General features: G+C 66.1%; 8 protein-coding genes. 5 read left to right on the top strand and 3 right to left on the bottom strand.

Annotation, left to right across the window (positions count from 1 at the left end; translation table 11 throughout):
- Positions 1–151 precede the first annotated feature (151 nt).
- Both HG421_RS18105 and HG421_RS18100 read left to right on the top strand, forming a co-directional pair.
- Entirely contained in the window at positions 152–1,933 is a 1,782-nt protein-coding gene (locus HG421_RS18105) for an autotransporter assembly complex protein TamA (protein ID WP_169707563.1), read from the top strand.
- Positions 1,930–5,781 carry a translocation/assembly module TamB domain-containing protein gene (locus HG421_RS18100; protein ID WP_169707562.1) on the top strand — a complete coding sequence of 1,284 codons (3,852 nt, stop codon included), beginning with the start codon at positions 1,930–1,932 and terminating at the stop codon, positions 5,779–5,781. The genes HG421_RS18105 and HG421_RS18100 overlap by 4 nt, the downstream gene beginning before the upstream one ends.
- A 175-nt stretch (positions 5,782–5,956) precedes the next feature.
- Here the strand turns inward: HG421_RS18100 and HG421_RS18095 are convergent, their stop codons facing one another.
- Genes HG421_RS18095 through HG421_RS18085 form a run of 3 tightly spaced genes read right to left on the bottom strand, consistent with a single transcriptional unit; the run spans position 5,957 to position 10,885 of the window.
- The gene (locus HG421_RS18095) at positions 5,957–7,477 is read right to left on the bottom strand and encodes a hypothetical protein (protein ID WP_169707561.1); all 1,521 of its coding nucleotides are present in this window, start codon (positions 7,475–7,477) and stop codon (positions 5,957–5,959) included.
- The gene (locus HG421_RS18090) at positions 7,474–9,165 is read right to left on the bottom strand and encodes a molecular chaperone HscC (protein WP_169707560.1); all 1,692 of its coding nucleotides are present in this window, start codon (positions 9,163–9,165) and stop codon (positions 7,474–7,476) included. Before HG421_RS18090 ends, HG421_RS18095 begins: the two co-directional genes overlap by 4 nt.
- Positions 9,166–9,193: 28 nt before the next feature.
- Positions 9,194–10,885: a hypothetical protein gene (locus HG421_RS18085; protein ID WP_169707559.1), complete on the bottom strand. Its 1,692-nt coding sequence runs from the start codon at positions 10,883–10,885 to the stop codon at positions 9,194–9,196.
- 247 nt (positions 10,886–11,132) lie between these two features.
- On the opposite strand from HG421_RS18085, the gene HG421_RS18080 reads away from it, so the two are divergent.
- The 3 genes from HG421_RS18080 to HG421_RS18070 are packed head-to-tail and all read left to right on the top strand — an operon-like array spanning position 11,133 to position 12,229.
- Positions 11,133–11,561, top strand: a complete 429-nt coding sequence (locus tag HG421_RS18080) for a hypothetical protein (RefSeq protein ID WP_169707558.1) — start codon at positions 11,133–11,135, stop codon at positions 11,559–11,561.
- 10 nt (positions 11,562–11,571) lie between these two features.
- Positions 11,572–12,021, top strand: coding sequence for a 3-dehydroquinate dehydratase (locus tag HG421_RS18075; RefSeq protein ID WP_169707557.1), 450 nt, complete (start codon positions 11,572–11,574; stop codon positions 12,019–12,021).
- A complete protein-coding gene (locus HG421_RS18070) occupies positions 12,002–12,229 on the top strand; it encodes a hypothetical protein (protein WP_169707556.1) in 228 nt (75 codons plus the stop codon). Before HG421_RS18075 ends, HG421_RS18070 begins: the two co-directional genes overlap by 20 nt.
- Position 12,230: the final 1 nt, after the last annotated feature.

Raw genomic sequence — 12,230 nt, 5'->3', positions numbered from 1 at the left:
CGAACGGGCGCGGCAATCGGGGGATGGCTGCGCAACGGGTGTCAACGAAACATTAACAACCTGCCGACTCTAGCCACTCCATCGCGCGCCGTATAGTCGCGTTTGCTCAGATTTTTTGTCCCTTCACAGCAGGGCTGGGTATCCTTGGCCGATGCTTAAAGTCGCGTTTGCTCTCTCCCTGCTGTGTACCGTGTTCGTGCCGCTACCAGCGGTTGCCCGGGCGACCATCGACAAGATCGAGATCAAGGGTTTGGACGAGGGCGACGATGCCGAGATGATCGAGAACATCCAGGTCTCGTTGTCTCTGTATGAGGCCGTGGGCAAGGAGCAGGGCGAGTCGCGGTTGGAGTACCTGCTGGCACAGGCGGAGCGGCAAACGCGCGAGGCGCTGGAGCCGTTCGGTTATTACTCGCCGACCATCGAACTGGCCGCACCGCGCAGCGGCGACCGGGTGACGGTGGTGATCACGGTGAACCGCGGCGAGCCAGTGCGGGTGCGCACCTCGCATATCTCCATCACCGGCTGGGCCGAGCAGGACCGCTACCTGGGCCAGGATCTCAAGCAGTTCGAGCCACGCGAAGGCCAGGTCTTCAGCCATCCGCAGTACGAGGCCAGCAAGGTGCGCATCACCCGGCGGTTGGCCGAGCGCGGGTATTTCGATGCCGATTTCACCCAGCGACGGGTGGCGGTGACGCGCGCCGAACATGCTGCCGACATCGATCTGAACTGGGATAGCGGCCGCCGCTACGACATGGGCAAGGTGCGTTTCGACTACGACTACTTCCGTGATGGCCTGTTCGACCCCCTGGTCTACTGGGACGAGGGCAGCTACTACCACGAGGGCAAGCTGGACCGATTGCGCGAGTCGCTGACCAAGCTGGATTACTTCAGCACCATCGATATCCAGCCCAAGCCCGAAGAAGCCGATGCCGATGGCCGCGTGCCGGTGGACGTCAAGCTCACCCGCGCCAAGCGCACCATCTACACCTCCGGCCTGAGCTACGGCAGCGAGAGCGGCGCCGGTGTGCGCGGCGGGGTGGAGCGGCGCTATGTCAATTCGCGCGGCCACAAGATGGACACGCAGCTGGACTATGCGCAGAACCGCAAGAGCCTGACCACCAGCTACCGGGTGCCGGCGTTCCGCTGGCTGGACGGCTGGTATACCGCCTCGGCGCGGTTGTACGACGAACAGACCGAGTACATCGACCTGCGTAACGTCAAACTCACCGGCAGCCGCAGCGGCCAGATCAACGAGCGCTGGAGCGCCATCGCCTCGATCAATGCCTTGCGTGAGCGCTGGCGCTTCAGCAGCGGCGACGACTTCGAAGGCGCGGTGTACGAGACCTCCACCCTGGTCTACCCGCAGCTGCAGGCCAACTACGTCAACGTCGACGACCGGCTGTTTCCGCGCAGCGGGGTGTCCGGGCAGATGTTCATCCGCGGTGGCGCCGAAGGGGCCGGCTCGGACACCAACTTCGGCCAGCTATACGGGCAACTGCGCTGGTTCCTGGGCGCCGGCGACAACGGCCGGCTGATCCTGCGCGGCGAAGGCGGCACCACCTGGACCAGCGACCTGGTGGCGATGCCGCCCAGCCTGCGGTTCTTTGCCGGCGGCGCCAACAGCATCCGCGGCTATGCCTTCCGCGAAGTCGGTCCGCGCACGCCCAAGCCGGACGAATTCGCGCTCGGCGCCAAGAACGTGGTCACCGCCAGTGCCGAATACGAGCATTACCTCAAGGGCGGCCCCTGGGGCGGGGCGGTGTTCGTCGATGGCGGTAGCGCCTTCGACGACCGCCCGGACTGGCACACCGGCATCGGCTTCGGTCTGCGCTGGCGCTCGCCGGTGGGACCGGTGCGGGTGGACATCGCGCATGGGTTGAACGACCCCGACTCGCAGTTCCAGCTGTACATCGATATCGGGGCCAACCTGTGAGCACGCCCACGCCGCCGCCCGCCGCGCGCCCACGTTTCTATCGCCGGCGCCGCTTCTGGGTGGGCTCGGGCCTGACCGTGCTGGGGCTGGTGCTGTTGGCCCTGATCGCCATCTACTGGCTGCTGCAGACCGTGGCCGGGCGTGACGTGTTGCTGGCGCAAGTGGTCGCGCGCCTGCCGGTTGGCGCCAGCTTTACCTATGGCAGCGTCGAAGGCCCGATCGCCGGCCCGCTGACCCTGCGCAATGTCGACTTCAACTATCAGGACATCCACTTCACCGCCGAGCGCGTGTATCTGGAGCCGGACCTGCGCCCGCTATTGGGACGCAAGCTGCAGCTGGATGCGGTGCAGGTCAGCAACGCCACGTTGAACCTGGGCAAGAGCGAGGAACCGTTCAAGCTCCCCAGCTGGCCCGAATCGCTGCCGCAGATCACCGTGCCGCTGGCGATCCAGGCCGACAAGATCGATGTGCAGAACCTGCGCATCACCCAGCTGCAGCAGCCGATGATCGTGCTGCACACCGTGCAGGGCGGCCTGGAAGTGGCCACCGGCGAGCTGCGCACGCGCGATCTGGTCATCGACACCGACATGGGCGACTTCCGCCTGCATGGCGACTACCTTCCCAACGACGATTACCGCGCCGATCTCACCGCCACTGCGGTGCTGCCGGCCGCACGCGGCCGTACCCCGGCCAGCCTGGGGCTGGTGGCGCGCGGGGACCTGGACAAGATGGAAGTGGCCATCGCCGGCCGTGCACCGGCGCCGCTGCAGGCCAGCCTGGTGTTCACCGGCCGTGACGACCCGACCTGGGCGTTCAAGGCGGTCACCGAGGCGCTGGATACCTCGCTGCTGATGCCGGCCAGCAACGGGCAGTATGCCGCCCCGGCCACGCCGATCGCACTGAACCTGCAGGCCTCCGGCAAGGGCGGCAAGGCCGACCTGCAAGGCAGCGTCAAACAGGGCGAGTTGAGCGCGACCTTGCAGCCCTCGCATATCAGCCTGGTCGATCAGGTGCTGACCGTCGAGCCGCTGGTGGTCGACACCTTCGACGGCCGTACCCAGCTGCGCGGCACCGCCGATTTCCGCGACTCCCAGAACCCGAGCTTCCGCTTTGCGGTCAATGCCAGCGGCCTGCGCTTCACTCCCACTCCGGATCCGGCCACGCCGGATGCGCCGCTGGTGCCGGTGGAACTGCGCGAGGCGCGGTTGGGCGTGGCCGGCACCTTGAAGGCGTGGGCGGCGATCGGCCGCGCCACGGTGGAGCGCGACGGGCAGCAGGCCAACCTGGTGTTCGACACGCGCGGCAACGATCAGCGCGCGCAGCTCAAGCAGGTGCAGGCGAAAACGCCGGGCGGTTCGCTGGATCTGACCGGCGAGGTGGGCTGGACGCCGGAGCTGCAGTGGGACGTCACCGCGCAACTTGCCAAGTTCGACCCGGGCTATTTCGTCCCGGGCTGGAACGGCAACCTGTCCGGCAAGATCGCCTCCAAGGGCCGTCAGCTGCCGGCGCCGGCCGGTGGCGTGTCGCCGGGCTTCGAGGCCACCGCAGACATCCCCAGCCTGACCGGCCAGCTGCGCCAACGCGCGCTGTCGGCCAATGGCAAGTTCGCCCTGCGTGGCGAACAGGGCGAGGGCGAGCTGCAACTGGCGCTGGGCGCCAGCCGCATCACCGCCAAGGGCAAGGTGGGCGACCAGCTGGACATCGCCGCGCAACTGCAGCCGTTGCAGCTGGACGATGTACTGCCTGGCGCCACCGGCGTGGTGCGCGGGCAGCTGCAGGTCAGCGGCAAGCGCGATGCGCCGGACATCACCGCCGACATCGCCGGCAGCGGCCTGCGCTGGGACACCTACAGTGCGCAGAGCCTCAGCCTGCGCGGCCGGCTGCCGTGGCGCGGCAGCGATGGGCAGCTCGCATTGCAAGGCACTGCCATCGAAGCCGGTGTGGTGCTGGACAGCGTGCGCGTGCAGGCACGCGGCGCAGTGGAAGCGCTGCGTCTGGATGCCGACATCGCCAACAGCATGGCCAATGTCGCCTTGCAGGGCGATATGCGCCGCAATGGCGAGCGCTGGCAGGGCCAGGTCGCCACATTGCGCATCGCACCGTCCAAGGGCGATGCCTGGGCGCTACGTCAGCCGGCGCAGTTCAGCACCGATGGCGCCGCGTTTACGCTGTCAGACACCTGCCTGGGCGCAGCCACCGGTGGCGCGCTGTGCGCCAGCGCCAACTGGCCGCGCGAGGGCATGGTGGTGCATGGCGACGCGCTGCCGCTGGCGCTGGTGCAGCCGTGGCTGCCCAAGCAGGAAGGCCGGCAGATCTACCTGCGTGGCGAGCTGTCGCTGGATGGCAGCTTCAAGCCGCGCGGCAACGCCTGGGAAGGCAGCCTGCGCATCGCCTCGCCCGAAGGTGGCATCCGCCTGGGCGAGACCCGCTATGCGGCAGTGGCCGGCAATCCCAATCGCGGCGAACTGCTGCGCTACGACCAGTTCAGCATGCAGGCCGATTTCACCCAGCAGCAGATCCAGGCCAAGCTGGGTATCGGCTTCCAGGGCGCCGGCTTTGTGGATGCCAAGTTCACCACCGGCTGGGATGCCTATGCCCCGCTTAACGGCGAGCTGTATCTCAATATGTCGCGGCTGTACTGGCTGGAGCTGGTGGTGGCCGATGTGGTGCGGCCCAAGGGCCTGGTCGAAGGCCACGTGAGCCTGCGCGGAACCCGCGACAAACCGCTGCTGGGCGGCGACGCCACCCTGAGCGATTTCACCGCCGAATACCCGTCGATGGGTTTGACGTTGAGCGAGGGCAAGGGCCGCTTCGACGCGTTGCCGGATGGCTCGGCCAAGATCACCGCCTCGGCCAAGTCCGGCGAGGGCACGCTCACCATCGACGGCGGGCTGTCGTGGTTCGGCACCAGCACGCCGCTGCTGCTCAATATCCGTGGCGAAAACGTGTTGGCCTACAACACCAGCGAGCTGCGCATCATCGCCAACCCGGACATGCAGTTCGGCATCGCCGACAACACCATGCAGCTGCGCGGCAAGGTCACCGTGCCCGAGGCCGACATCGACCTGGAGCGCCTGGACCGCGGCACTTCTGTGTCCGAGGACGTGGTGGTGCTGGACCCGGTGGATCCGGAAGAAGCTCCGGCCTCGCCGCTGGATATGGACCTGGCCATCGTGCTCGGCGACAAGGTCAACATGAGCGGCTTCGGCCTGAAGGGCGGGTTGAGCGGGCAGATGCAGATCCGCGCGCGCCCGGGCCGCGAAATGACCGCCAACGGCGGGCTGGACGTGCGCGGCCGCTACAAGGCCTATGGCCAGGACCTGACCATCAGCCGCGGCCAGCTGACCTGGAACAACAACATCGTCTCCGACCCGCGCGTGAGCCTGCGCGCCGAACGCAAGGTCGGCGACGTCACCGCCGGCATCGACGTCAGCGGCCGCGCCGAATCCCCACGTGCCGACGTATGGTCCGAACCGGCGATGTCGCAATCCGAAGCGCTGTCCTATCTGGTGCTCGGCCGCGGCCTGTCCACCGCCAGCAGCGACGAAACCCAGCAGGTCAGCGCCGCATCGGCCGCACTATCGGCCGGCAGCAGCCTGATCGCCTCGCAGATCGGCGCCAAGCTCGGCCTGGACGAAGCGGGGGTGAGCGAATCCAGCACCGTCGGCTCGGTCGTGGGCTTCGGCAAGTACCTCTCGCCGAAACTCTACGTCGGCTACGGCGTCTCGATGGTCGGCAGCGGCTCGGTGCTGACGCTCAAATACCTGCTCAGCCGTGGCTTCGATATCGAAGCCGAATCCAGCACGGTGGAGACCAAGGGGTCGGTGAATTGGCGGCGGGAGAAGTAGACGGCCCGTACGCACTATCGCGGCAGTAGCATGCGCCCAAGCCCCGGCGCACTGCCGCCGGCATGGTGCGCAGACCATTGATTGCCTGATGCGAAGCGGCGCCAGCGCAAGCATCGACGCCGCCCCGCCTGCCGTCTAAGAAGGCAGGCATCTCATCGATGCACGGCAGTGCCCGTCAATGCGCCGCGGTCCTGCGCGCACTCCAGTGGGAGATCAGGTCCGCACTCCAGGCGATTGCAGTCCCCAGCAGGGCGGCTTGGGGGTAGAGAACCAGATAACCGAATCCCATGAAGGCGGCCTTGGTGCAGAGAAGTGCCGCCCATGCCCATCCCCAGCTCCATTGAAACTGGAAGGTCGCTCTGTCGCGGCGTATCCAGCGCAGCAGTGCGATCAACAGCAAGGGCAGGGCGATGAAGGTTGCGGCCTGCTTCAGGCCGACGACGATCAACGTCCCCGCAAGCACGCCGATGGCAGGAATGAACAGACGTTGCAGCCAGGGGTGCTCTACCCGAGGATCGCTCTCCGGCCGGCACTGCCAGCGCTGGAGGCAGGTCAGGGCGTACCACGCGGCCCAGCCGCCGACACTGATCACTGCGCCCCAGAGCCCGACCTTCAAGACCGGCGACATGCCCGGTGTCGGATTGTGGTCGACCATTGCCAACAGCAGGCACAGCAGCAGGAACGCCATACCGACGATCGCACTGCGCACCAACCCCAGCGCGGCGATCATCGGGCTGAACGCGTCACGCTGGCTGGCCATGTACCAGCGCAGCGCACTCTCCCGATCCAGTGGCGATGGCGGCTTGCTGTCGCCCGGGAGGTAACCGATCAGATCGAGCAGGCGGCGGACCCGGCTGGCGCGTCCGGGCCAGAGCATCGTGGCCAGGGCAGTACCTTCCGACTCTGCTGGCGCCAGCCATCCCAGCATCCTGCGTACCTGAGGCACGGATGCGGAGGCATCGCCGCAGCGCTGCAGCTGCCTGGCCAGTCGGGCGTGGCCGGCAGGCTGTAGCAACCACCGACGATGCATGCATGTACGCGCCTGTTCGACCAGATAGGGGTCGGGCGCATCCAGCGCCTGTTGCCAGTCGAAGAACTCTGCCAGCACATCGTAGTTGTCTGCGATGAGCGCGTGACTTTCGGCCAGCAGAGAGCGCTGTAAAGCGCTACCGATCTGTGGCTTGAGTTCCAATGACCATAGTTCCGGTTGGCTCACCAGCCATTGCTGCAGGTTCTGCGCATCCACCGCGCCGGCGTGCTGCAGGATGCGTCGCTGCACTTGCTCCACGTCGACATCTGGCTGCCGGACGCGTGGCGGCGCGATCCAGTCGGCAGAAATTGCCGGGACCGGCTGGGGCATTGCGTCCGGCTGCGCGGATTCAGACCAACGCGGGTCAGCGGGCTGGACGTCCGCTGAGGGAGCGTATGCGGCCTGCGGTGACGCGGCGGGTTGGCCACTGCCCACGCCAGCATCGGACATGCCGTCGTCATGCGGCTTCGCGGCTTGCTCGGCCGCCTCTGTCTCCGCGCGGTAACGCGACCAGGCGAGTGCGGCCTGATAGGTTTCATGCAATCGTTGAAACCCGGCCGGATCGTCATCCGGGCGGGTGAGCTTCAGGCGCGCTGCGTACGCGCGCTTGATCGCACGCGTGTCTGCATCGTCATCCAACCCCAGCGCCTCCAGCGCCCAGTTCATGCACGCGCCTCCAGTTCGTCCAATGCCTGCGCGAGTTCGTCGCGGTGGCGCTCGATACGTTGCAGATCCTGACTCTCAAGCACCTCACGGAATTGCACCATCCACTGTTGCACCAGATGCCGCGCGTCGATGTATTCCTCGTAGACACGCTCGCTACGTGCCATCAGTGCGATGTTTTGCTGCTGGTCGCGTGGATGTACCTTCAGAGCCTCCAGGGCCTGCAGCCGGCGGGCGATTTCTTCGCGATCGAGCAGTCCGGGGTTCTGTTCCAGTACCAGTTCGTGGCGCCTGCCGGTGGCATCTTCGATCACCTCCACCTGTAACAGCCCATCGACATCATAGGTAAAGCGGGTGAGTACGCCTTGCTCGCTGCGTGCGCGCTTGGGGTCCAGGGGGACGCGTATTTCGCCCAGTTTGATGTTCTTTTCCACCATGGGATTTTCACCCTGGTAGACATCGATGGTGACCTGGCTCTGCTGCTCGTTGATCGGGTAGAAGCGGTCCTCGCGGCTCACCGGCACCACGCTGTTGCGCGGGATGATCGGATGGAAGTAGCCGGAGCGCACCTGGCCGTCGTTGCCCTGACGTGCGACCTGCGTGCCGAGTGTGTATGGGCAGACATCGGTGAGCACCACTTCGCGCAGGCTTTCGTGGCGGCTCTTCAGGCCCGCGGCGACCACCGCCCCCAACGCGATGGCGTGATCCGGGTTGACGTGACGCAGCGGTAGGCGACCAAGCATGCGCGTGGCCAGGCGGCTGATCATCGGCATGCGCACCGCACCGCCGACCAGCACGATATCGTCCAGCTCCGACGGTTTGAGTTTGGCGTCGCGCAAGGCGCGCTCGATCGGAGTGCGCATCCGCTGCAACAGCGGCTCGGCCAGCTGCGCAAAGCGCGCTTCGTCGATCTCCCAGGCATAGCTTTGTCCGGCAATGCTCAGGGTGATGGCAGCTTGCGCCTGCGTACTCAGCTCGCGCTTGAGCTGTTCCAGACGGCGGCGCAGCTGCGCGCTGTCACCCGGCGCAAGCTTGGCTGCATCGAGGCGATGCTCGGCACAGAATCCTTCCACCAGTGCCTCGAGAAAATCCTCGCCGCCGAGAAAATTGTCGCCGGCACTGGCGTGCACTTCGACCACGCCATCGAACATTTCCAGCAGCGACACATCGAACGTGCCACCGCCCAGGTCCAGCACCAGCACCCGGCCCTCGCCTCCACGTTCCTGCAGCCCGTAGGCCAGGGCGGCAGCGGTAGGCTCGTTGATCAGCCGTTCGACGCGGATGCCGGCCAGCTCGCCGGCCACGCGCGTGGCCTTGCGCTGTGCATCGGAAAAGTACGCCGGCACGCTGATGACGGCTTCTTCGATCTTGCTGCCGAGTGCCGCTTCGGCATCGGCGATCAACGAGCGCAGGATCAGTGCCGATAATTCTTCCGGACGAAAGCTGCGCTCACCCAGCTTGGTCTCGCGCGGGCTCCCCATCCAACGTTTGAACGCCGCCACGCTGTGCTGTGGATGCGTTACCAGCCGCTCCCGGGCGGATTGACCCACCAACAGGCTACCGTCATCGCCGATGCTGATCACCGACGGCGTCAACACACTGCCGTGCGGATTGGCGAACAACCGACCACCCTCGGTATCGTGCACGCCGATCAGCGAGTGTGTGGTGCCGAGGTCGATACCTACGATCATGACGAAATCCTTTGGCGTCTACGAAACTTCAATTGAGGATGGACAGATCGTCGTGTTGCGCGTCTTGGACCAGCGACACGAGCCAGAGTATTAGGGCGACGGCCAACCCGGGCCACAGGCTTGCGCCCATGGCTGCCGATGCCAGCCCGATCATCCCCGAGATGAGGAGCGATTGTGGCGCCTTGACTGCCGGTGGCGGAACCATGCGCCCCAGGACGCGGTACATCGCCATGTGCACCAAGGCAGTGCCCATGGCTGCACCCACCACGCCAGTACCCCATCCACCCACTGTGCAGGCGATGCCTGCGGTCATGGCCACAGGCAATAGCCAACGGTGCGCGGTGCGCTTGGGCGTGCCTGGCGTGAGTCTACGCGCCTGCCAATGTGCACCCAGCTGGACGAGTACCAACGCAATCCAGCTCAACAACCCCCGTCCAATGTCCCGGAACGCCCAGGCAGCGCTCTCAGTGTCGGGATGAATGGTCGAAAGGATGGCCAGCACGCCAGCGCCGATGGCAAGCAGGGCGGCAACGCAAAGTCCTCGCGCCAGTCCCAGGCCCAGCTGGCGTCCATGCGGGCGCTGAGGGTTGCCGATCTGTGTCCAGAACCGCAGATTCTCCGCATGCACCGATTCGGGCAACTGCTGCGGAAACCACTGCTGCACGATGGCGCAAAAGCGGTACATCCAGGTAGGCCGTGCCGGTAGCAGCGCGGTCGTCAGCGAGCGCCATGGCGAGGGTGGCCGTGCTAGTCGTGAACGCAGCGCGGCCGCCCATTGCGGCGTCATCGCATCCCATCCAGCCGCTCCCAACTCGTAGGCCAGGATTTCAGCATCGCCATCGAGTGCCAGCGCCGACTCCCGCCTTAGCGCTAGTTCCTGTTTGCGCGCAGTCCTGCGTGCTGCGTGAAGCCAGGCGAGGTTGTCACCTTCCTCCTGCGCCTGCCAACCGAAGGCCTTCATCAGCATATCGATGGTCGCCAAGCGTAGCGATGGGCGCTGCGTACCGAGCGCGTGCGATACGTGGAGGCCGATCATGAAGCGCTGATAGTCTGACCACGTGTCAGCATGGCTCTGCATCCAGTGTTCGAAGGAGTCTGGCGACTGTTCCAGCGCCACACCGAGCAAGCGCGCCGACCACAGCGCATGGGAGGCATCGGCCTCGGGATCATCTCCGAAACTCGTGATCAGCAGATCGAAAGTCGCATCGGTGACCGATAAGCAACGGTTTTTCATGAGGGCTGCGAGAGCCTGGCCAATCTGCGGACGCAGCTCCAGCGACCACCATTCCGGTAGTTCGCTCAACCATGCGGAAAAGCGCTGGTCGGGCATGTCATGTGCTGCGGCCAGGATGCGCGCCGCGCAGTCCTGCACATGCGTGCCATCCCGCCAGCGCTCGATTTCTGCCTCAAGGGCGGGGTCCTGGATATATGTGGCCAGCGAACGCGGTGCTGGATTGCTTGGAGGCGGGCTTCCTGGTGGAGCTTGTGCCGTCGATGTGGCGGTCTGCGCGCCCACCCGCGCATCGTCAGCGCCGCCTTCGTCGGCTCGTTCGGTGCTTGCTGCGTAAGCCAATGCGGCCTGGTAGGTTTCGTGCAGGTGCTGGAATGCCGCCGGATCATCATCCGGGCGGGTGGCTTTCAGGCGTGCTGCGTACGCGCGCTTGATCGCGCGCGCATCGGCATCGGCTGTGAGACCCAGCGCCTCCATTGCCCAGCTCATCGTTGCAATCCCGCTGCTTCGATGGCGTGATCGCGTTCCATCCTGACCTGCTCCTGGACCTAGTCACGCATTATCGGCCAGGGGCTTCCAGACTTTACGGTGCTGCCATAGGGCAGATAGGTTGAATGAATTGGCAAGTGCAGCCATTACGCACTCTTTATGCCGCCCCCTGGCGCGCGAATAGCTCCTTTATGCCCTCCAGGCCTACCTTGGCACTCCCGCACAGGGGTGCGTTGAGCCAAACACGATGTGTATCCTGATTTTGCGAGGTCCTCAGGCCGATCCGGCGCCGTTGGTGCCGATGCAGTTGCCCGAGTGTGCCGGGCGCGCGTTGCGCACGCTGGCGTGTGCCGATGTGGATAGCTTGATCGCCGAATTGCATGCAGCCGGTGGCGATGCGGAGGTGGAGCTGGTGCTGCTGGATTCGGGCGATCTGCCGTTGTCCGAGCGCAGCTGCGCCCGGGCCCTGCGCGCGGCGGTGGATGCGTTGCCCACGCCGTATATCGAGCTGCATGCCGATGCGGCGCAGGAGTTGGAGCCGTGGCTGCATCCGCAGCATGCGCCGTTGGCGGTGGTGATTGCCCCGCACGATGCGCCGCGTGCGTATGCGATGTCGCTGAGCATTGCCGCGCGTTGCCTGCCGTCGTTGCACGCGCCGTTGCGCGTGGCCGCCTGAGGACGCCGCCATGTCGATCATGATCGTGCGTGGGCCGGAGGCATCGCTGCCGTTGGTGCGTGGGCCGCGGCCGTTGCCGCGGGCGGTGATCCGCCAGCTGGTGCAATGCGCCGGCGATGCAGGCAAGACGGTGGCGCTGCGGGCCTGTGGCTCGGAGCAGGAATTGCTGGATGCCTTGCGCGTGGCCGGTCAGGCGCGGATGGAGATCGCGCTGATCGATCCGGGCAGCTGCGTGGACAGCCCGCGCCTGCATCGTGTGCTCGGCGCATTGCCGTATCCGTTCGTGGAGGCCCACGATGACAGCGTGGACCGGCCGGAACGCTGCCTGCCGGATGGCTTTAAGCAGCGGGTGGCCACGGTGCGCGGCTATTGCGCGCAGAGCTATCTGCTCGGGCTGGAAATCGCGTTGGAACATCTGGGCTGCACGGAGATCCAGGGCGATGTCCACGTCGGTACCTGAGCGGCGCCAGCTGCATTACTTCGCCGACTACGAGGGGTATTGCGATGGTCGGCCGGTGCTGTGGGGGCAACTGGCCCACAGCGTGGAAGTGCCCGCCGATGGCGCGCTGGATGCGGCGGACCTGGTCTGGGCCTTGCGCCGCCGTGCGGCTGAGGCGCATGGACTGGAGGCCGGACAGATCCGGCTGTGCCAGGTGACGCGTCTATAAC

This window comes from Xanthomonas campestris pv. badrii, assembly GCF_012848175.1.
GTDB classification, from domain to species: domain Bacteria; phylum Pseudomonadota; class Gammaproteobacteria; order Xanthomonadales; family Xanthomonadaceae; genus Xanthomonas; species Xanthomonas campestris_C.
The sequence above is the reverse complement of the archived record's forward strand: the minus strand, read 5'-3'. Positions and strand labels throughout refer to the sequence as shown.